Origin of the sequence: Sphingobacterium olei (genome assembly GCF_005048855.1) — a bacterium.
GTDB classification, from domain to species: Bacteria; Bacteroidota; Bacteroidia; order Sphingobacteriales; family Sphingobacteriaceae; genus Sphingobacterium; species Sphingobacterium olei.
Map to the genome: position 1 here is coordinate 122,444 of NZ_SUME01000003.1, position 24,506 is coordinate 146,949.

Consider the following 24,506-nt stretch of genomic DNA (forward strand, 5'->3'; position numbering starts at 1 on the left):
AGCGCCTGTAAGTCCATGATGGTTAGCAAGGAAACTGTTTTTAAATTGCGTTGCACCTATTGTAAAAATAAACCTCTAATAATTTTGATATGGATAAACATTTTTTTGCAAAAACTAAGATCATTCCCTTTTTATTTGTGCTGTACTCGATATTTGTTTGCGCAAATCTGTATGCCCAATCGGATCTTAGAAAAGGCAGAGTTGTTGATGCAACAACGAAAAAACCTATTAATGGGGCGACTTTAAAGATAGTTGAGACAGGTCTTTCTGCCTCTTCGGGTTCAGATGGAACTTTTCAAATCTCAGGAAAAAGCACGGAAACATTGGAAGTTAGTGTGGTTGGCTATACGACACGACGAGTACCACTCTCAGGCAATATTACCGAAATTGGATTGCAAAGTGAGGAAGAAGAACTGGAAGAGGTGGTCGTCGTGGGATATGGAACGCTGCGAAAACGGGACGTAACTGGTGCTATATCGCAGGTTTCCGGAGATGAAATTCGCGAACGGCCTGTACAAAACGTCGCAGAAGCCTTGCAGGGTAAGGCTGCAGGCGTCAATGTATCCAGTAATATTCGTCCCGGAGAAACACCATCTATCCGCATTCGTGGGAATAGATCGTTGACGGCTAATAATGAACCTTTAGTGGTTGTCGATGGTATTCCTTTAGTAGGGGGAGTATTGGGTGATATCAGTCCCAACGACATTGAGTCCATGGATGTACTTAAAGATGCTTCCGCTACAGCAATCTATGGGTCACGCGGTGCGAATGGTGTTATTCTTATAACGACAAAAAAAGGTAAATCTGGTCGTACTTCGGCCTCGTACCGTGGTACTGCTACCGTAGATCGCTATAAATCTTTAACCGACTGGATGGATGGTGGTCAGTATATTGATCGTTGGCGGGAAAGTTTAATGAACGGTAACCTGTACAGTACGGCCAAATATACCGATGCGTTTACGCCTGTAGGCAGAGGTTATGCCGATCCTTTTGAGGATGAAAGGAGAATGAGTCTTGGGCAAGATGCTTTTTCTAGAAACAGGGTCTGGCAAGGCTATGAATGGGAGGATTTTGGTAAAGTCGTTAAGACACGACCAACCACGGCTGCAGAACAGGCTATGGGGTGGCCCGCTGAAGTTCCTATCTACAATTCTGCAAATATTCCAACCCACGATTGGGTTGGAGATGTAACACGCCCGGGGGTAACGCAGAATCACCAGGTATCGGTGTCTAGCGGTAACGAAAAGTCCAGAATCTATGCGTCGTTAGATTATTTTGACCAGCAGGGCGTACTAAAAGATCAAGATTACGAGAGATTTAATATAACATTAAATGGAGATATAAATGCGACCGACTGGCTGAGCTTCGGAGCAAGTATATTTGCATCCACATCGATACAGAATTATGGTATATTAGCACCTAATACATCGAATACGGGCGCAAAAGATATCTTATCGAGAGCTTTATCACAGTTTCCTTTTGCTGCACCGACCAACGATAATGGAGACTGGATTGTTAATCCGGGAGGTAATCTGCAAATTTTTAATCCTGTTATGGATATTGACCAAGTGAAAAACGAGCGTCGCACATACGCGGTATCACCAACTTTATTTACAGAAGTGCAAATTCTTCCGTGGCTGAAGTATCGTCTCAATTTTGGAACGCAATTTCGTAACTACCGCGCCGGAGCATGGACTGGGCCGAACGCAACATCTCATCTAAATAACCGTCCAAATACCGCAGGATATACCAATGAGCAACGATTAGGATGGGTAGCCGAAAATTTACTTTTTGTGGATAAGGATTTTGGCGAAGACCATCGTCTGGGTGTTACCTTATTGCAATCTGCACAGCGTGAGCGTTTTGAGAGTATCAATACTAACGTAATTGGAACAGTATATGACATCAGTTATTGGTACGACCTCGCTTCCAATACTAATGGTAGACCCAATGGTTATGGAACAGGGTTTTCGGAGAATACCTTGATGTCTTGGATGGGTCGGGTGAACTATGGTTATAAAGGAAAGTATTTATTAACCGCTACCGGTCGTTACGACGGAGCATCGGTATTGGCACCAGGGCATAAATGGCATTTTTATCCCTCTATGGCATTGGCTTGGAATATCATGGATGAAGGCTTTATGTCGGCAGTTACCTGGGTCGACGAATTGAAATTGCGTGCGGGATATGGTGTTACTGGTAATGCTGGTGTTAATCCATATACTTCCAGTGGCCCATTAAGTCGCAATCCCTATGCTTTTGGCGATGGCGCCGCAGTTGGCTATTTGCCCCAGCTCGTACGCAATCCGTTGCTAGAGTGGGAGAATACAGCGCAGTATAATCTCGGCTTAGATTTTAGCTTGTGGAGTAGTCGTATTGGCGGTAGCATCGAGATGTATCAAGGAAATACTTCTTCCTTATTATTGGAGAGATCGCTACCACCGGTGTCGGGATATGTAAGTAAACTTGAAAATATTGGTAAAACGTTAAATCGTGGATTGGAGATCACATTGAATACGGTTAATATCCAAAAGGAAGATTTTTCGTGGTCAACTTCAATCAACTGGAACACCAATCGGGAGGAAATTGTCGAATTGCAGAACGGAAAGGAGGATATGTTAGCTGACCGAAGGTTTATTGGTCATCCTACACAAGTCTTTTTCCATTATGACAATGCCGGCATTTGGCAGAATACGCCAGAAGATATCGCGGAAATACAGCAATTCAATGCGAATGGCCATCGTTTTGCTCCAGGAGATATACGGGTCGTGGATCAGAATGGTGACTATAGAATTACTGGAGATGATATGGTGATTCGCGGTACCACGCGTCCCAAATGGGCAGGGGGTATTACAAATACCGTTCGTTACAAAGCTTTTACCCTTAGCACGTTTATCTATGCGCGTTTTGGGCAAACGTTTTATGGAGGATATCCCAATTCGTATGGTGGTATATGGCCAAACGGCCGGGTGGAGAACGATCTATGGTCGTTTGAAAATCCGAACGGCGCTTGGCCTAGAGCCAATTTGATAGGTAATAGAGACAATATCACACCGGCCATGCAATACCATGATGGATCGTTTGTATCGGTTCGCAATATATCCCTAACCTATGACTTACCTAAGCTTTTGCTGGAGAGACAGTTTGTAAAAGGAATACAGCTCAATGCCCAAGTGATGAACCCCTTTCTCTTCGGAAAGGATGCAGTCAAAATGGGATACAATCCCGATGATGATACGAACTGGGAGCGATCTTCCGGGGACGGCAATCCGCTGGGCGGGAACAATAATAATACGATTTTACCACAATCGTATGTATTTAGTATAAGAGCGAATTTTTAAATGGATCTACAAATTAGAAATGTGATGAAAAAATATATATTGATACTATTTACGGCGACCAGTTTGTTTTCGTGTAAGGGGTTTTTAGAAGAGGAGCAAGTTGCCAATCTGACACAAGATTTTTATACGAATGAAGTTGGTTTAGAATCGCTTATAAATGGGCTTTACGTGTATGCGAGGAATAAGCATGAGTGGGACGGGAGTGGAGCAAGATTAATCGAAACCGAGACGGATACTTATCAGACCGCTTCTGCTCCTGTTGCGCAAATGAATGTGGGAGAGTATGGAAACGATCTGAGTCGTATTGCTGGGAACATTGCTAATTTTCTTGGAGCAGTAAATGCTAGTTATGCACCGATGGGCGCTTATCCGCATATCAACAACTGTCATATTGCCTTAGAGACAATGGATCAGATAGCTCCTGGACGCTTTGGAAGCGATGAAACATTTTCGAATACGCGTCGAGCGGAGGTACGGTTTTTAAGAGCATGGGCATATTATTTGATTTCTAATCAATTGGGTGACGTGCCTATATTAAGTCAGGCAAGATACGAGACGGATGGCGTATTTCATTACCCCAAGTCTAGTATCGAAGATGTATATAAACACATTATTGAGGATCTGCGATTTGCTTATGAGCACCTACCGGTTTTGCAGAACGATCAAGGCCGTGTGACTAAACTTGCAGCGGGCCATTTCTTGGCGAAAGTTTACCTAAATCGTGCGCAGGCGGCAAATTTCCAGAACAGTGCGGAAGAACATCTTCGTATGTTGTACAAGGGAAATGTGACGACGGATCTGGATTCGACCATTTTATTGACTTCTGAAGTGATAAATTTGGCTGGAGGCGAAGGCGGTCTTGCGGTTGACTATTGGCGGTTATTTGATCCGGCCATAGCGGAAACGAATCCAGAAAAAGAAATATTATGGGCAGCACAATTTGATATTAACCTTACCTTACACGCTCGATTTGCTAACCGGTCGGTTAACTACCATACCGGTAACTACACCAATCAGTCAGGTGTAACAAGATCGATGATATATGGACGTCCTTTTGGTACTTTCAAACCGACGGATTGGGGCTACGATAATTTTACGGACAGAATGTACGATTCGCGATATGCAAAGACATTTCAGCATGAATACATAGCAAATATGCCGGAAAATACCAGTACATCGTATACTTGGGGGGCAGCAGCAGCCACCTGGTGGAATGCCAACAAACCGGCGGATGCACCGACCGTTTCGGCCAATGAAAAACGGATAAAGCAAAATCAACGCGCAATCATCTACCTTGAAAACAGCAAGGAAACCGCTTTAGATTCGGCCATGGTGCATAGTCAACCTTATCAGTTTATGGCCCGATGGGTGCGTTCCGCGACGAGCGGTCGATACTATTACCGACTTTTTATAGATGGTTCGAACCTAGGTTTGGCGACCGGACAGCCTGCGCCGTACCTGGCTTCGCGTAAACACGTTGATCCAATGCGGGGTGGAAGTGCGGATGAAGCTAATTTTAACAGTGAATCGGGTACACGGGATGCGATCTTGATGCGTTTGGCGGAGACGTTTTTAATCCGCGCAGAAGCATATGGCCGTAAAGGACAATATGGCCTAGCTGTCGAGGATATCAATGTAATACGTAGGCGTGCTGCTTTCAAAGCGGGTGATCCTCGACCTGAAGTGCTGGTACGGTGGGAACCGGAGGCTGTGGAGCTTGCTCCTGAAGAAAGAGTAGCGCCATATGCAACGGCGTCTAATACATTTGCTAAGATTGCGGTGACTGAGAGTTACTTTACTCCTGGAACGGCGGAGGCAAATCGCCAAGGCTATATGCCCAGCATAACTTCAAAGGAAGAGGCATTTATTCATTTTATCTATAATGAAAAGGCCAGAGAGTTTTTATCGGAAGGGTTGGCTTGGGAAGATCTACATAATGCTGGGATATTATATGAACGCACCGCACATTATAATCAAATGGCTTCTGACCGCTCTGGACTATGGCCTGTTGCGAGCAATACGGCTAACGGGACGGGTCAAAACGGCAACGGAAAAGGGCAGTTGGCGAAACACCACACCTTCCGTCCATGGCCTAACGCTTTCTTAGTTCAATTAACGGATGAATCAGGAAATCCAATGGACGAGGCGGCTCGAAAAGACTATCAGAATCCTGGCTATTAAGTTATGCAGAATGCTAAAAAGTAAAAGGCTTAATTCGTTAAGCCTTTTACTTTTTAATAATAATGTTACTGGATAATCTTTGCGTTTCGATTAAAATTCCTTTTCTTTACCCCTATTCCAATTTTAAATAAAGATTCACTGCTATGAGTTCGGTTGATTTGATTAAATATATTCAAATTAGTGATTTTTCATCTACTCCTAAGTATTTACAATTAGCGGATGCCGTAATTGATGCGATCAAAAACAAACTCATTGGGGTAGGGGATATGTTACCTTCTATTAACGAGCTGAGTATGCATTTGGATATTTCGCGCGATACCGTAGAGAAGGGATATAAATTGCTTAAAAATCAGGATATTATTGCATCAACGCCTGGTAAAGGATACTTTATTGCGAAGGCAGACATCAGAAGCCGCCAAAAAATTGCCCTATTCTTAAACAAGCTCAGCGCCCATAAAAAAATTGTCTATGATGCATTCGCGAAGGAGTTAGGCGATGATGCTTCTTTGGATATGTTTGTTTATAACAGCGATATATCCTACTTACGAAGCTTATTATTAAATCTGACTAAACAATACGACCGATATGTGGTCTTTCCGCACTTTAAAGAAGGCCGAGATCAGGCTCCAGATGTACTTGCCTTAATACCGGAAGAAAAGCTCATGTTGTTGGGAAGAATGGTAGATGGAATGGAAGGGGATTTCCCGGCCGTATATGAGAATTATGAGAAAGATATCTATCAAGCATTAGAAAAAGCGTTGGATCCGTTATCCAAATACCGTATGTTGAAGTTGGTATTTCCAGATAACAGTGATTACCCTAAAGCCATTATCAAAGGTTTTTATAAATTTTGTCAGCAATATGCTTTTGATCACAGTTTAGTAGGCAATCTATCCAAAGAAAATATAAAAAAAGGAGAATGTTATATTAATCTTGCTGAAGACGATTTAGTGATTCTTGTTGATAAAATAATATCAAAGGGATTAGAAATCGGAACAGACATTGGCATTATCTCCTATAATGAAACACCACTCAAGAAGTTTATCTTAAACGGTATTACAACAATTTCAACCGACTTCGAGTTAATGGGGAAGTATGCAGCACAGATTATCAAAGAAAATTCCAATAACCATGTTGAAGTACCATTTTATCTTAATTTGCGGCCTTCGATTTAAAACAGAAATGTTTTAAAATTTTATTTGTTAAATTTAAGGAAGGTTTATTTAACTATTTTATCTGTCTCCTTCTAATTCCAAATGGTATTAGCAATCATTAAATTCTGTTTTTTATCTTCTTGCCCTCATCGGCGGGCGGCCGCCTTCTTTTCTCTCAAAAGAAGCAAACCGAAAGTAGTGAGCTCAAGAATTCCATTAAAAACAACCATTTATTCTTAAAGTCGTCGCTGTGCCGGCTCGCACGTCGGCAAGTGCCTCCTCCTGCTACTAGCGATCCGCCAAGGCGACATTTTCCGGGTGTGTAAGGATAGTGCATTTGTAGTACGATTATATAAATCAGCTGAATTTAAAAGGACGACCTAGGTCCATGTAGCGTTAAGAAAGCTTTTGGGTTTGCGTTAAGAACAGATCTACGAAGTGCAACGGCTCAGATCTGTTTAGTAAATCCAAAAGCTTTTAGCGTAACATTGACCCAGTCTTGATTTTTTGTTTCGTTTTTTATCAAGAAAAAATGAAAGCCACGTCGCGGCGAGCGACAAACTGAATAAAATAAACCTTCTTTTCCCCATCCAAAAAATCACAACCCCAAATTTGTGTATCTATTCGCAAACTAAAGAACTCATGTAGTACACCGCTGCCACTCTGTAATATTGTAGTTATAGTATCTGTTGTGCAACTATTCAAAAGCTACGATAAAACTATCAAGAATAGCGATTTAGCCCGCTTTTAGAGAAAATACGGACGCGAATTGGATTTTTTACAGGACGGTGCAGGATACGCACGTATAGTGGTTTTAATATCTTGGTGGTTTAAACCTATAAGTTATCTTGTTAAAATCGTTGATTTACCATGATTGAAAGTAGCACAAATACGGAATTCCTTTCCAGAAAAAGATTTATAAAATCTTTAGTTTTGGCGACTTCTGCCGTGTTGGTCCCTAGTTATCTGTTAGCAGATACGGCGGTTAACGCACGGCCCTATTTTAAACTCAAACCCTTGGGCAGGAGCTTTTCACTCGAAGACTATTATATCTGGTGTTCATCACCTATTTGGGGCAAGGACGGAAAAGTCCATCTCTTTTATTCGCGATGGTTGAAAACGAAGGGAATGAGTGGTTGGATCAGAGGTTCTGAAATAGGTCATGCCGTAGCAGATTCCCCAGAAGGCCGTTTTCAGCACAAAGATGTTGCTTTGGCGCCAAGGGAGGAATATTGGGATAGCACGACCTGCCATAATCCGTTGATCAAAGAGGTGGAAGGTACATATTATCTTTTTTATATGGGCAATTCAAACGGGAAAACAAATACAAAGCGTATCGGTATAGCGACTTCAGAGAGCCTCGACGGACCTTGGAAACGGTACGATCAGCCCTGTCTTCTACCTGGTAAGGAGGGTGAATGGGATGATCACTGCACCACGAATCCTGCATTTATAAAAGGGGCCGATGGTAAGTATTGGTTGTATTACAAATCATGGAATACCGCAGAATACAACAACATGACAGGAGCCGTGCGTGGCAATCGTAAATATGGATTAGCAAAGGCTGACCACCCACTAGGGCCCTATCATAAAGTATCGGATAAACCCGTTATCGACTTCTCCAATCGTCCAAATAATGCGCAGCTCGAGGATGCATTCGTGTGGCGGGAGAGAAATAAATACAAGTTGATCGCGCGCGACATGGGGTTTTACAACCATGAGTACGGATTGATTTTAACATCCGATGACGGAATAAGCTGGTCGGAACCACAGATCGCTTACCTCGACTTAAAAACTTATGTAACCGAGAACGAACCACCTAAACACTTAAAGCGTTTCGGAAGATTAGAAAGACCAATGATTTTGTTTGACAAAGATAATAAGCGACCGAAGTACATCTTTGGCGGGACCCAGGGAGGAGCATACGATACGGCAACTACTTTCGTGTTTGAAATAGTAGACGCAGGTTGATCGGAGAAAGATAGCATTACAAAGAATAGACATAAACAAACTAGAAACTAATACCATGATGAAAAAACTATTGTACATCCTTATTTTAGTGATAATAGGTGTACAGGGAAAGGCACAAGAAACGGTGTGGACTTCTGTAAAGCAACCACTGAAGGAAGTAAAAGCTTTGAAAAAGCAGATCGTCAAGCCAAAATTTCGCAATAAAGACTATTCTATTACGGATTTTGGAGCAGTAGGAGATGGAACGACGAAGAATACCCAAGCGATAGCCGATGCCATTGCAAAGTGCCATGCTGATGGTGGCGGTCGCGTAGTGGTCCCGAAGGGGATATTTTTAACAGGAGCTATTCATTTGAAAAGCAATGTAAACCTGCATCTAGCCGATAGCACAGTTGTACTTTTTAGCCGGGATTCTACGGATTACCCAATGGTATTCACACGCTGGGAGGGTATGGAGTGTGTCAACTATTCCCCATTCATATATGCGTACGAACAGGAAAATATTGCTGTTACCGGCAATGGTACACTAGATGGTAATGCGAATATGGACTACTGGTGGTGGTGGTGTGGTGCCAAAAAATTCAATTGGGATGAAAGCAAGGGGAAGCAAACGCCGGCCCGTGTTGCCCTACATGAAATGATGGCCGATGAAGTAGATCCCAAGACGCGGATTTTTGGAGATGGACACTACCTGCGTCCGGCTTTTGTACAACCGTATAAATGTTCTAATATTTATATCGCTGATGTCAAATTAATTAATGCACCCATGTGGAACCTGAATCCTGTACTGTGCGAAAATGTATTGATCGAACGTGTGAAAGTGATTACACACGGTCCAAATAATGATGGTTGCGATCCGGAAGCCTGTAAAAATGTTTGGATCAAGGACTGTTATTTTGATACTGGAGATGATTGCATTGCGATCAAATCAGGTCGTGACGAAGACGGACGTAAAATTGGAAGACCGGCGGAAAACCACATCATCGAAAATTGCATTATGAAAGATGGGCACGGTGGTGTTGTTATTGGTAGTGAAATAGCGGGCGGTGCAAGAAATATCTATGCCTTAAATAATACGATGGATAGTCCTAATCTGGATCGTGCCTTGCGTATAAAAACTAGCTCAAGTAGAGGTGGTACAACTGAAAATGTGTTCTTTTATAACACCAAAGTTGGTAAATATAAGGATGCTGCGGTTCGGTTTAACATGTTTTATGAGAAACCTGGAAACCATATTCCTACAATCCGAAATATATGGGTAGAAAATATGAAGGTGAAAGAAGGCGGTAAATATGGTGTACTATCAGCTGCCTACAAAGAATCGCCTGTAAAAAATGTAACCATGATTAATTGCGTAATTGATGGGGTTAAAGAAGCCTATAAAGTAGATTACATGGAAAATGTAACCTTAAAGAAGGTTACGATTAACGGGAAGGCATACCAATCTTTTGACTAAATGATGTTTAAAAAAATAGCAGTTACTACATTATGTTCTGTTGCCATATATTGTGGAAGTTTGGCCCAATCCAAGCACTGGCAGCACAACGAACGTACGTTACACTATACCGAGGACAAAGGTGATTTTTTATTGGTTGAAGGCAAATATCGCTTCAACCGGGCTTTGTATGGAAGTAATAAGGCCTCTCGTGTGGAGGCGGGAGATCTTCCTGAATTTGCACTTTATATGCCAGGAATGGGTGGCAACCTGCAATTTGTGCTAAAAGGTAACAACGAATACAAGAAGCTCATTCATGCCGATAACATAGAGACAAGGTACCGGCCTGGAGCGATGGTTTATGCCATTCGGGATAAGCTACTAGGTAAAGGCGTGTTGGAAATCACGGTTCTAGCGCAGGTAGCTGAAGAGGGAATGATCGTCAAAGTTGGTGCCCAAAACGTACCTAAAGGAACGGAGTTGTTTGCGATATATGGCGGAGCAAGTGGAAAGCGATTTAGCCGCAATGGTGATATTGGGGCAGATCCCGAATCTGGCTTTTACCTGTTGCCTGAATACTGCAAGCAGAATAAGTTCGAGATAGCTAAAAACAGCTTTCAGCTGAACTATTTGGGAAGAAGCGCAGAAGAGGAAGTGCTATATGGTACATTTGGAAGCGCAGGAAAAGTTACATTGGCCGACGCGACGATGTTGGATGATATATCAAAGATAACGGTTTCAAAGGCAAAAGACGCCCCTATTGTAGTGGCAAACTATGGATTGGGAGCTGCACCATTTTATATACAGATCGCACGTGGTGAATTAAAGAACAAACTGCTTGGCGAGGCCGATTTGGTAAAGATCTATGATAAAGCGGAGTCGGATAGACAACAGCTAGCCAACCGCGTTACCATAAATACTCCAGATCGCTATATCAATAACTTTGGTGCGACACTCGCGGTCGCTGCCGATGGAATTTGGGAAAGTCCGACTTTCTTGCATGGTGCTGTCGCATGGCGAATGCGTTTAAATGCCTGGCGTGGGGCCTATTCCGCGGACGCGCTGGGGTGGCATGATCGCGCAAAAGAACATTTTTCGAGCTATGCAAATTCGCAGGTAATCGAGCCCGAGGTGGGTAAGGTCGTGGCAGATACGGCTTTGCATTTGGCACGCCACATTGAAGAGATGGGAACCGCCGTTTTTTCTAGCGGGTACATCTCGCGGAATCCGAACGATAACTCCAGACCCCATCATTATGATATGAACCTGGTGTTTTTCGACCAACTGTTTTCTCATTTTAATTATACCGGGGATCTCGTCTATTTGAAAAAAATGTGGCCTACGATTGTGCGTCATTTGGCTTGGGAACGTCGTAATTTTGATGTGGATCGAGATGGGCTCTATGATGCCTACTGCGCGATTTGGGCCAGTGATGGATTACAGTATTCGGGAGGAGGTGTGGCACATACAAGTGCGTATAACTATCGAGCGAACAAAGCGGCTGCTAAATTGGCCAAATTGATAGGTGAAGATCCAACGCTATATGAATCCGAAGCAAAAAAAATAGCCGATGCATTGCGTGCCCGGTTATGGCTCAAAGGAAATGGCCACTTTGCGGAGTATCAGGATTTATTAGGTAATAAGATAGTTCACGATAAACCGGGGCTTTGGACCATATATCATATTGCTGATGCGTATATTTTAGATGATTTCGATAACTACCAAAATGTGCAGTATATCGAGAATCACTTGCCCAAAATACCCGTACAGGTTAAAAATGGGGAACACCAAGGTTTATATACCTTGGCAACGACCAATTGGCAACCCTATACCTGGTCGGTTAACAACGTAGCATTGGCGGAAAACCTGCAAGCTGCTCTTGCATATTGGCAGTCCGGACGCTTTAATGAGGCTTTTCACCTTTGGAAGAGCAATATTATCGAAAGTATGTACCATGGAATCAGTCCGGGTAACTTTCAACAATTGTCGCATTACGATGCATATAGAGGTGAATTGTACCGGGATTTCGCCGATCCAATTGGTGTGGCTTCCCGCACATTGGTGGAGGGCTTATTCGGTATCCACCCCAATTTACTGGACAATAGCATTTTCATAAAGCCTGGTTTTCCAACGGAATGGGATTTTGCAGAGATTGAATTACCTGAACTAAGCTATAGTTACAAACGAACGGGAAAAACGATCCATTATAACATAAAACGTAAGGTTTCGGATCCGGTGTCGCTACGGTTGGAAATTCCGGTAAACCACACAAGAATCAAATCGGTGAAGGTAAATGGCAAAGAGGTCGAATGGACGTTAAAGCCGTCGTCTATTAATCTTCCGTATATCCAGTTCGAGACAGAAGCTAGTTCTTCTTTTGCGATAAACGTCGAACAGGCGGGTGAAAATATTTTACCAGTTTCCTATCGCTCCACGTATCCGTATACCGATCCATTTGTGATTAAGCTTTCTGCCGATGTAAAGGTAACCGATGTACATGATCCGCAAGGGCTTGTAAAAGACCGGACAGAAGCCGGATTTGTGCTGATCGAAAAGGCTCGTAAAGGTACTTTTTTTGTTCAATTGAAGCAGGGTGATCTCTCCTGGTGGGAAGCTGTTAATGTAGAATTGATAGCCCCTGTCGTTCCCGTCTACTCAGAAGAAGGTGGGACACACTATGTCACATTAGAAAGCAAGTCTAGTCTTGAATGCGCGGTCGACCTTAAGTTTAAGTCTCTTGAAAAAAGTATCGTATTGAAGGCGGGGCAGCGAGAAAAAATCGAACTACCCGCTAGTCTGTTATCCAAGGGCTCTAACCGAATTATGATTCAGGTTGGAAAACATACACTTAAACTGGATTACATCAATTGGGAAATTCCTAAAGTCGCGGCGTATGAAGCACAGGATTTGAGCGCCTATTACAATGATCGGGTGACGAATATTTTTGAACAGAAATATCTTTCTCCGAGACCGGATGTTCCCACCTTGCAATTGCCATGGCAAGGAATAGGTAATTGGTGTTATCCGTTGACTACGGCAGTGATCGATGATTCGGGTTTAATGGAAAGCAGAGAAAATAATACTGTTACATTTTTGGATATTCCGTTTAATATCACCGGCGATAAGAATGTGATCTTTAGTAGTCAATGGGATAACTATCCGGCCGAAGTAACGATCCCGCTTACAGGCCAGGCAGATAAGATGTATTTATTGATGGCTGGCTCTACAAATCCGATGCAATCACAGCTTGTTAATGCGAAAGTTAAGGTCGTATATACAGACGGTACGGTAGATGTCCTTGAACTAAAAAATCCAACCAATTGGTGGCCTATTGAGCAAGATTTCTTAGACGATAACTTTGCCTTTGAAATAGCAGATGACCAGATTCCTTACCGTATTCAGCTTAAAACAGGTGAGTTATATAAAGGGGGTACCTTAGCTAAATACAGTGACATTAAGGGCTATAGCAATAGAGCAATCGAAGGTGGAGCTGCTACCTTGTTGGATTTGCCGCTGCAGTCAGATAAAACGTTACAATCTGCGGTATTGGTATCCGAAGCGAATGATGTCGTCGTCGGTATAATGGGATTAACTTTACAAAGACACATGACCACGAAGTTGGATGCGTGCTATTAAAACAAAAGGAAATACGAATACTATTCCGTATGACAATTAAAAATCAAACCGAGCTTGCGAGCTCACGAAGTAATAATAGACCTATGAAAATAAAAAGAAAATTTTTAAGCATTGGATTATGCGCACTGGTGTTTTTCTCCTGTGAGGGACAGCAGGAAGGGAAGATAGACCGAAAAGCGGTCGTTCAACGTCATAATGTCATCAACGATAAGGTAGATACACTTTCCTCCCTCACAGTGGGTAACGGGGCGTTTGCATATACTGTTGACATTACAGGTATGCAATCTTTTCCAGAATTCTATAAAAATGGTGTTTCGCTGGGTACGCAATCCGAGTGGGGATGGAGTTCATTTCCAAACGAGGGTGATTACAAATTTGAGGAGACACTCAAATCATATGATTTTAATAATGAAGGACGGGATGCAAAATATAGCATCCAGCACAAGGAGCCGGGACGGAATAAAGAAGCGACCGAGTATTATCGGGTGAATCCCCACCGCCTTCAATTAGGTAATGTCGGTTTGGAATTGTATTTAAAGAATGGACAGAAAGCTAAAATTGAACAACTAACGGATATCAAGCAAACGCTGGATGCATGGACCGGTATTATTTCAAGTGAGTTCACTGTGGATGGTGATGTCGTGAAGGTTTCAACAGCAGCGCATCAATCGGAAGACAAAATCGCCGTGAAAGTAAGCTCAGACTTGATTGGACAGAATAGAATTAAAGTTTTTGTGCAGTATCCGTATCCGAGCGGAAAGTTTTTGGATGAGGGGACTAACTATGCAAATATCGAAGAACATGAGAGTTCGTTGATTTCCAGTGCTGCAGATGCTTCTATATTAAATCACAAATTAAAGGGAGCTAATTACTACACCTTTCTGGATTATTCGAATGGGGTCGTAAAAGAAAGCGGTAAGCATTATTTTGTCTATGAACCTGCAAAGGATTTAAAGGAATTTGAACTTACGGCTAGATTTTCCGCAAAGGATAGTATCCAATCGACCGAAGGACTTTATTCCGCTACTGCGGAAAGTAGCACCAACGGGTGGGCGGACTTTTGGAAAAGTGGAGCCGCGGTAGATTTTGAAGGGAGTACCGATCCGAGAGCCAATGAATTGGAACGACGCATTATATTGTCGCAATACCTAACGAAAGTACAATGTGGCGGAAGCAACCCGCCACAAGAAACCGGATTGACATTTAATAGCTGGTACGGTAAACCACATACGGAGATGCACTGGTGGCACGGTGTGCATTACGCGCTGTGGGGCAGACCGGAGATCATGGAAAATACGTTGGATTATTACTTTCATACCTACAATAAGGCTAAGGCACTTGCCGAACGCCAAGGGTATAAAGGTGTCCGGTGGATCAAGATGTCGGATAATGATGGGAATGAAAGTCCATCTTCTGTGGCGGCATTTTTAATATGGCAACAACCGCATATCATTTACATGACAGAACTGGCCTATCGCGACAAGCAGGACACGAAGGTGCTGGAGAAATATAAGGATTTGGTATTCGCTTCTGCTGAATTCATGGCCGATTATGCGTATTATGATAAAGCGAAAGATCGTTATAACCTAGGGAAAGGTGTTATTCCTGCACAGGAGGTATTTCGGGCTGTAGAGACCTTTAACCCCACTTACGAAGTGGCTTATTGGGATTGGGCACTTCGTATTGCGCAGGAATGGAAAGAACGCTTGGGTGAGCCACGTGATAAAAAGTGGGATGAGGTGATTAATAAACTAGCTCCTTTACCAGTGCAGGGTGATGTGTATCTAGCAACAGAATCGGCTACCGATTCCTATACATTCCCAAAATGGATGACCGATCATCCAGCTGTTCTAGGTGCCCTGGGCATGGTGCCAGAATCTCCAAAATTGGACAAAGAGATCATGAAAAACACATTGGATACCGTGTGGGCAAAATGGTCATGGGCCGATACCTGGGGTTGGGATTTTCCGATGACGGCCATGAATGCGGCTCGTTTGAACTTGCCTGAGAAGGCTCTCGATGCATTATTCATGGATATCCAGACGAATACTTACCTCAAAAATGGCCATAATTTTCAAGATAATCGGCTCCGGATATATCTGCCGGGTAACGGGGGTGTGCTGACCGCTGTCGCGATGATGCTTGAAGGCTGGGATGCTTCCGAGGGTGACTTCCCCGGTTTCCCGAAAGACGGAAGCTGGAAAATTAAGAAAGAAGGATTTAAAAAAATGCCGTAATTGATAAAGATGAAGAAGTTTATTGTTTTGTTATGGAGTGTTGTTTTTGTACTGGGACTTCAAGCGCAGACGGATCTAAGTAAAAATGAGGTCATCAAAAGGCTACGTCAGGCCAATAGTTATTTCATGAATAAATGGCCGGATCCAGGAAAGACCATTGTTACGAATAAGGAACGCCGTGCAAATATCTGGACGAGAGGGGTATACTACGAAGGCCTAATGGCGTTGTATAAGCTCGATCAGCAGAAAGAGTATTATGATTATGCAGTAGAGTGGGGAGAGAAGCACGATTGGAAACCTGTACGTGGCGAAGTGTATACACGACATGCCGACAATCAAAACTGTGGAATGACTTATATCGATCTTTACCGCATTGATCCACAGCCTGAACGCATTGATGCGATCAAAAAAAATATTGATTCGGTAATCAATAGCGGCAGGTACAACGACTGGACCTGGATTGACGCTATTCAGATGGCCATGCCGATCTATGCTAAGTTGGGTGTGACACTGAAGGACACCAAGTACTTTGATTACATGTATAAGATGTACCACCACATCAAGTATAAAGAAGGTGGTCATGGACTGTACAACCCCGCAGATCAGTTGTGGTGGAGAGACAAAGACTTTATTCCCCCATACAAAGAACCAAATGGGGAAGATTGCTATTGGTCTAGGGGCAACGGTTGGGTGCTTGCTGCATTAGCCTTGGTATTGGAAGAGCTGCCGGATACCGACCCACATTACCAAGAATACCTGTCGGATTTCAAAAGCTTGGCGAAGGCATTGGTACCCTTACAACGCGCTGACGGATTCTGGAATGTAAGCTTACATGACCCCAATCATTTTGGAGGTAAGGAAGCTTCTGGAACGGCATTGTTTGTGTACGGTATGGCTTGGGGTGTTAACCATGGTATACTGGATAAAGAAGAGTATTTGCCTGTTATTACAAAGGGATGGAATGCACTGACCAAAGAGTCGCTTCAGCCGAATGGCTTCTTGGGGTATCTGCAGTCTACGGGTAAAGAACCTAAAGACGGCCAGCCGGTCACCGTGGATAAGGTGCCGGATTTCGAAGATTATGGTTTGGGATGTTTTCTGCTGGCGGGAACTGAAGTGTTTGAGCTGGCGAAGTAAAGCGATAAAACAATAGCACGTTTGCGTGTTGAAAGCTGTATAATGAAAATTATACGGCTTTCTTTTTGATTATTTTTCATTTGTCGAAATTTTTTTATTGCTCAAAAGCGCCTTTATGGGCTTTTAAATGAAGTTGAGGTGAGCTTTTCTATTATATTCAGGACAGTACAGGATAATGTAATCGGTTGCATTAAATATATTTGAAACATATTAAGAAGAATGGGACACTGGTTCTGTTTTTCTTTGATAATAACCAGTAATAATCAGTAACCAATGAAAAGAGTAAACCTAATTAGGGGGATCATTATCCTGTTATTTTTTGTCTTCAGTTATGCTTCACAAGCACAGGAAGTACTTTCCTTTCCTGGAGCAGAAGGATATGGCCGATTTGCCCAAGGAGCAAGAGGGCATTCCTCACCTAGTGTGTATTTTGTAACCAATTTGAATGATAGCGGACCCGGCTCGTTTCGCGATGCGGTGAGCCAGCCTGGAAGATTTGTTATTTTCAAAGTGGGCGGAATCATTCAGCTCCAAAGCAGAATTGCTATCGCTGCGAATACCACCGTTGCTGGACATACCGCTCCTGGCGATGGCGTTGTCGTTTACGGAAGAGGAGTTTCGTTTAGTGGATCGAACCATACCATTGCGAGATACCTTCGTGTTCGATTGGGCGCCAATGGCGGGGCAGGAAAAAATGAAGATGCTTCGGGAATTGCAAATGGTCATAATATTATATTGGATCATATGTCGTTCAGCTGGGGATTGGATGAAAACTTTTCCATTAATTGGGATAATAAAGGTACTGATCCGGATAACATCACGATTCAAAACAGTATTATTGGGCAAGGTTTGCACCGACATAACCACTCGGCGGGCGGATTAATACAGTCTGGAGGTAAAGTTTCCATATTGAAATCGCTCTACATGAGTAACAAAACAAGAAATCCCAAAGTAAAGGGCATTAATGAATTCGTTAACAATGTTGTCTATAATTACGGAAATGCGAATACAACCTATTCTGATCATAGCATATCGGCAGATGGTTATATCTTAGGCGATTCGGAAGGCCGATCTGACGTGTTGATCCTCAATAATTACTTCGTAGGAGGGCCGGCTACACCAAGTAATAAAACAACACCTTTTTCACGGGGAAACGCTAACTTCAATGTTTACGAGGGGGGGAACTATTATGATAATAATCAAAATGGTACGTTAGATGGGGAGTTAATATTACCTAATAGTACGTGGTATCCGGGTCTCGAACCTCAAAATTTTAAAACTTCAGCGGATTATCCGACGTACCCAAGCCTCCATCCTTCTATGACAGCTGCACAGGCTTATCAATTTATGATTGATAAAGTAGGCGCAACATTGCCGGTACGGGATCAGGTAGATGGTCTTTTGATCGATGACCTAAGCAGTAAGGGAACCAAAGGTTTTTACGCGTATCGGGAAAATGATTTGCCATTGGAAAATGGTGGATTAGGAAGATTTGATGCTGCAACCTTGTTGGATGATACTGATAACGATGGTATTCCGGATGAATGGGAAGATCGTTTAGGTCTTGATAAGGAGGATGCGACTGACGCGTTGAAGCCAAGCAATGATCCGCAGCATGCCGGTTATCTCAACATAGAGGTTTATATTAATATGCTTGCTGATGAAACAACGCAAGGGGATTTTATTAGACCGGTAAGGCAAATTCAGGCAGAGGGTACTTCGGAAGATGTAGAGCCTCCTACAAGTACTGTGAAATTAACATGGCAAAATTCACAGGCGAATCGTGTTGTTATCGAACGTTCCGTTAACCAAGAGGATTGGACGACATTGGTGACGACGGAAGTTGGCGTTGAAGAATATCTGGACAACCAGGGGTTGGTGCCAAATACCCTGTATTATTATCGATTCAAATCGATGGTGGATGATGAAGAATCTACGTTTTCTTACCTAAGCTATCGAACGCCGGCAATACCGGCTGCTCCCGAAGCACCTATGAGTCCTCAGCCTGTTCATGCCGCTTCATTTGTTATGTTGACGGACGCAGCTCTTGATCTGAAATGGGTTGGAAGTGAAAATACCACATATTATGAAGTCTTTTTAGGAGAGACAGCAGATAACTTAGTGAAGGTTTCTACAGAACAGGTTACGCAGCCTAGTTTTACACTGTCGAACCTGACAAACGATAAGACATTTTTTTGGCGGGTAGATGCGATCAACGATAAAGGTAAGACCACCGGAGAGACATGGACATTTACTACTGAAAAGGTCTTTGAACCCCAGTTGGTAGGTTATTGGAAATTTGATGAGACAGAAGGAGAAAATGCAACTTCACTGCTCGATCATTCGACATTTGCCAATCACGGTGTCCTATCTCATAATATCGAAGAGGGTCCTAATTTGCGTATTGATGACGGAATTTCAGGGAGAGCTATTGGTTTAAAAGACGCGGATAAATCTACCTATGCGGCAAATATTCCACATGCTGATCACTTATTTCTGAGTAATTCGTCTTTTACCTTAGGTTTTTGGATGAAGGGTGGAGCTGAAGACAGACCTGAAGCAGGTGCGAGTGCATATTTGTTTTGTAAAGGATCTATCAGCAAAAATGAGGAAACAGGTGCGACAGGTAACCGATTTAATCTGGAGGTTAAAGATGCACAGTTTCGTTTTGCTATTGATAACGATGCGCTTGGCAAAGATGAGATTTTTGCCAATAGCGCAGACTTCTTTACAGGCGAATGGGTATACGTAACCGTAGTTCGGGATGTAGAGAACAAACTGTTGAAATTTTATAAAAATGCCGCGGAGGTTAAGCGAGGAAGTGTTACCAAAGCACTGTACGGAATTGGCGAAGAGTCCGATTTGATTATTGGTAATATTGGAGAACTAGAATTCCTCAAACAAAATACGGTAAACAGTGCTCCATACGGTGGGCAGATGGACGAGGTGAAGTTGTTCAACTATGCGCTGACGGAGGAGCAAATCGAGTCCGAGTACACGGCCTTATTGGGTCTGACACCACCGCATACGCCGACTCCTATTTCGGGCGGAGCTTCAGACAGACAAGATCGGGCAACGGTGACTTGGGAGGGTGGCGAGAATGCGGAGAAGTTCAGGGTCTTCCTAGGTACTTCCGAGGAGACGTTGTCATTGGTCGAGGAAATTGAGGGTACAGTTAAGTCATTCACATTTTCGAGCTTAGAAGTCGGCGTCATTTACTTTTGGAAGGTAGAATCGGTTGTCGGAACACAGGTTGCTCCCAGCGGCATATGGTCTTTTCAGACCAGCACAAAATCCCGGGAATTGATAGCGCATTATACGTTTGATGATCCCGCACAGATCGGTAAAGATAATACCAAATATGCCAATCACGCAGAACCAATCGGTTTCGAAGCTGTTCCGCATACTCCAAGTGGAAAACGAGGAGGCGCGGCAGATTTTGCTGTGGCGGGAGATGCAGCACAAAAACGATTGGCAGCACCTTCAACCGGTCAAAATACCTTAAGTCAAGAATCATTCACCATATCCTATTGGATGAAAGGAGCGTCTAACACGTATACTACATCTGCGGTGAATGCCTACGTTGTTCACAAGGGATCCTTCAATAAAAATACTGGAGGTCTTGGCAAGTGGTTCGGCGTTCAGCTTAGCCACAATGGAAATATCAACTTCGCCATTGATGACGACGCCACAAAAACGGATGCAGCGAGTAGTATTGCGAATAATAACCTGTTCAACAACGAATGGAACCATATCGTCGCGACACGCGATTATGAAAACAAGACGACTGCACTGTATGTCAACGGCACCCGGGTGCAATTTGTTGAAAATATTAAGACCATTGATATTGGAGAATCAGATAGACCGCTTGAAATTGGCAACTCCGCAGAAAATAGGTCATACCGGGATCTTCTTGACGATCTAAAGATTTACAACTATGCATTAAATCAGGAAGATATCCAGCGACTATATACACAATTTGTTCCTGTTCAGAAAGCAGTTAACGGTTTTCCTGCACATGAAAGTGAGGAGATTACCCATACGGATTTGGAATTGACCTGGGAAGGGGATGAAGAGAAGTATAACGTTTATTGGGGAACATCTCTTGAACAAATGTCTTTATTGGCCGAGGGCTTAACGGGGAAATCCTATGCGGTCGACATCGATCTGTCTGGCTTAACGACTTACTATTGGCGCGTTGATGCAGTGAGAGGTGACGAGTCTATTCAAGGTGACGTATGGCACTTCAAGACGGAAAATAAGGTAACTTATGAACCTTTTTCCCGCAAACTTATTGCACATTATAGCTTCGACGAGGAAAACAATATTGGAAAGGATTATAGTCGGTATGCAAATCATGCCGAGGTACTCGATTTTCCTGTTGGTCATAATCCGTATCTCGAAGAAGGTAAAAAAGCGGGATCTGCAAATTTTGCTACCACGGAATTAGTAGGCGCAAAGCGATTTAGAGCAGCTTCCCAAGAACAAAATGAATTATCCGAAGAATCTTTCTCGGTATCGTTCTGGATGAAAGCCGATGCGAATACCTATGCCGTTGCGCCTGCAAATTCGGCTAATAATGCCTACCTATTTCATAAAGGTACCTTCAGCGGTCCAGGTTTCTGGTATGGTATGCAACTGCACCAAAATGGTAATATTGTCTTCAGTATCGATGATAATACTACAAAAACGGATGTAGCTTTAACAGTTGCAGACCAGGCAACGCATCCTGTATTCAACGGTGAATGGAAGCATGTCGTTGCTGTCCGCGATTTTGAAGGGAAAACGACTGCTATCTATGTAGACGGCGTGTTGGCCAAGATGACATCAAATGTAATAACCGGAGCTATCGGTGATCCGAACAGACCACTCGAAATTGGAAATTCTGCCGAAAACAGATCATTTAGAGATCACTTAGACGAGTTCAAGATGTATAATTATGCACTTTCTCCTCAGGATATTAATCGCATTTTTACACAGCATGTTCCAGTAGAAAAGACGACGAATGGAATTCCGGCTCATGAAAGTGTAGAGGTTGGTCATACGGATTTGGAGTTGTCCTGGGAAGGAAAGGAAGACGCATATAATGTGTATCTGGGTACATCGCTAGAGTCACTGGCTTTGATAGCGGAAGGACTTACCGAAAAGACATTCAAGGTAGCGTCTTTAGATGGGTCGAAAGATTATTACTGGCGGGTCGACGCTATTCGTGATACAGAGGTCGCAACAGGTGACGTTTGGAAATTTGAAACAATGGCTAAGCTCACGGGTAAGGAGCTTATTGCTTACTATAGCTTCAATGATGAAAACAACCTCGGAAAAGACTACAGTAAGTATGGGAATGATGCAGCAGTATTGGATTTCCCTGCAGGTCATAATCCGCATACGGATGCTGGTAAACTGGACGGCGCTGCAAACTTTGCTACAACTGAACGTATTGCAGCGAAGCGTTTTCAAGCGCCATCAAAAGACCATAACGTATTATCCGAAGAATCATTTTCAGTTTCGTTCTGGATCAAAGCAACAACGAATACCTATGCAGCAACTCCGGCTAACGCAGTCAACAATGCCTATGTCTTCCATAAGGGAACATTTAGCGGACCGGGATACTGGTACGGTATGCAATTGAACCAAAATGGTAACATTGTGTTCAGTATTGATGATAACGTAACTAAAACCGACGTTGCCTTAACACCGGCCGATCAGACAACCTATCCGGTGTTTACCGGCGAATGGAAACATGTGGTGGCTGTTAGGGATTTTGAGGGCAAAACGACGGCGATATATGTGAACGGTGTGTTGGCAAAGATGACGTCAAATGTGGCAACAGGAGCGATCGGTGATGTAAATAGACCATTGGAAATTGGTAATTCTGCCGAAAACAAATCCTTTAGAGATTACCTGGATGAGTTTAAAATGTATAACTACGCATTATCGCCAGAGGAAATAAAACAGCTACATGATCAATATGTACCTACTCAAAAAGCAGTCAATATATCTCCTGTTCATCAAGGTGTAGGGGTTGACTTTGCGAATGTCGTATTGGAATGGGAAGGCAATGAAGATAAATATAATGTTTATGTAGGAGACTCTCCCACATCCCTTCAATTGGTGGCAGAGGGTATAACCTCACGGACACACGAATGGGGCGAATTAGAAGGTGATAACAAACAATATTATTGGAGGGTTGATGCAATAAGGGATATCGAAATTGCAACAGGGGACGTTTGGACTTTCCAAACGATGCCGGACAACCGTGATAAGCCAATTATTACCGAAGCGACGTTCGAGGTACGGGAAAATGCTTCAGTAGATAGTGAGATCGGACAGTTGGTAGGATGGGTGTTTACAGGTGCAGAATTAGGAAATTGGAGACTGGACAGTTTTGACGATCCCAATGGAAATGGTGTCGCTCCCGTGACGATTGATCCTGCAACGGGTATGGTATATGTAAACGATGTTGCCGACTTCAATGCGGAGCTGGCAGAAGAGTTGACGCTTCACGTTTTAGTCAATAACGGCGAATTTGTGAGCGATCCGACACCGATTACGCTGAAGGTCATATTTGTCAATGAAGCACCTTCTTTTGAGATCGAAGAGAATATCGATGTGTGTAATGTGGGTCAAGTTATGCAAATACCTATCACAAATATTAGTGCAGGTAAGGAGACAAATCAGGAACTGAAGTTTACGGTACAAACGCTTCAAAATTTCCTATTTAGAAATCTGAAAGTAGATACGCTGGAAAATAATGACGTGGTACTAAATTATCAGCTCGTAGACGATGTCCAAGGTTTGGTAACACTAAATCTAACGGTTACGGATGATGGAGGAACTCAGAATGGTGGTTCCAATATGTTCAGTAAACAAATTCTACTGCAGATAAACTCTATTCCGGAAATCAGCATCGCCTCAACGACGTCTGCTAGAATATTGGAAGAAAAGGAAGTAACCTTAATTGTACAACCTGCCTTGCCAAGTGGATATGCATACCGTTGGTATAAAGACAATCAATCCATCGGTGATATGGAATATGTTGTTGTAAAAGGAGAACGCGGAGCGGTGTATAAAGTTGAAGTGACGTCTCCATTAGGATGTGTTAGAGAAGCTTCTTTTGAGTTGGATGTGCTTACATTCAGTGAGAACCTAGAGATTGAGATCAGTAACTTTTTAACACCGAACAATGACGGGATAAATGACTTCTGGGTAATTAAGAATCTGGAGTTATTTAACCAAAATGAGGTAACCGTATTTGATTCGAGAGGGAATACCGTCTTTACAAAGAGAAATTACGCGAATGATTGGAATGGTATTTCGCAGGGCGGCAGACTGGCTACAGGTGTATACTATTACAAAGTAACGGTAGACGGAGAAGTGTACACAGGTAGTATAAGTATTGTTAACTAACAAAAAT

Annotated in this window: 9 protein-coding genes; all 9 read left to right on the forward strand. The window is 43.0% G+C overall.

The features are described from left to right. The first annotated feature begins 89 nt into the window (after positions 1 to 89). Entirely contained in the window at positions 90 to 3,341 is a 3,252-nt protein-coding gene (locus FAZ15_RS07885; RefSeq protein WP_136900777.1) for a SusC/RagA family TonB-linked outer membrane protein, read from the forward strand. 24 nt (positions 3,342 to 3,365) lie between these two features. After that, positions 3,366 to 5,522 (forward strand): RagB/SusD family nutrient uptake outer membrane protein, encoded by a 2,157-nt coding sequence (locus FAZ15_RS07890; protein ID WP_162304901.1) that lies wholly within the window; start codon positions 3,366 to 3,368, stop codon positions 5,520 to 5,522. A gap of 143 nt (positions 5,523 to 5,665) precedes the next feature. Further along, positions 5,666 to 6,697 (forward strand): GntR family transcriptional regulator, encoded by a 1,032-nt coding sequence (locus FAZ15_RS07895; RefSeq protein WP_136900779.1) that lies wholly within the window; start codon positions 5,666 to 5,668, stop codon positions 6,695 to 6,697. 849 nt (positions 6,698 to 7,546) lie between these two features. Further along, a complete protein-coding gene (locus tag FAZ15_RS07900; protein ID WP_136900780.1) occupies positions 7,547 to 8,647 on the forward strand; it encodes a glycoside hydrolase family protein in 1,101 nt (366 codons plus the stop codon). Between the two features lie 55 nt (positions 8,648 to 8,702). Then, positions 8,703 to 10,103, forward strand: coding sequence for a glycoside hydrolase family 28 protein (locus tag FAZ15_RS07905; RefSeq protein WP_202912350.1), 1,401 nt, complete (start codon positions 8,703 to 8,705; stop codon positions 10,101 to 10,103). Beyond that, positions 10,104 to 13,718 (forward strand): DUF4450 domain-containing protein, encoded by a 3,615-nt coding sequence (locus FAZ15_RS07910; protein ID WP_202912351.1) that lies wholly within the window; start codon positions 10,104 to 10,106, stop codon positions 13,716 to 13,718. It begins immediately after the preceding gene. A gap of 83 nt (positions 13,719 to 13,801) precedes the next feature. After that, complete coding sequence (locus FAZ15_RS07915) at positions 13,802 to 15,955, forward strand: glycoside hydrolase family 65 protein (RefSeq protein WP_202912352.1); 2,154 nt, start codon at positions 13,802 to 13,804, stop codon at positions 15,953 to 15,955. A gap of 9 nt (positions 15,956 to 15,964) precedes the next feature. Beyond that, entirely contained in the window at positions 15,965 to 17,092 is a 1,128-nt protein-coding gene (locus FAZ15_RS07920) for a glycoside hydrolase family 88/105 protein (protein ID WP_136900781.1), read from the forward strand. Positions 17,093 to 17,365: 273 nt separating this feature from the next. Then, positions 17,366 to 24,499 carry a LamG-like jellyroll fold domain-containing protein gene (locus tag FAZ15_RS07925; protein WP_136900782.1) on the forward strand — a complete coding sequence of 2,378 codons (7,134 nt, stop codon included), beginning with the start codon at positions 17,366 to 17,368 and terminating at the stop codon, positions 24,497 to 24,499. Positions 24,500 to 24,506 lie beyond the last annotated feature (7 nt).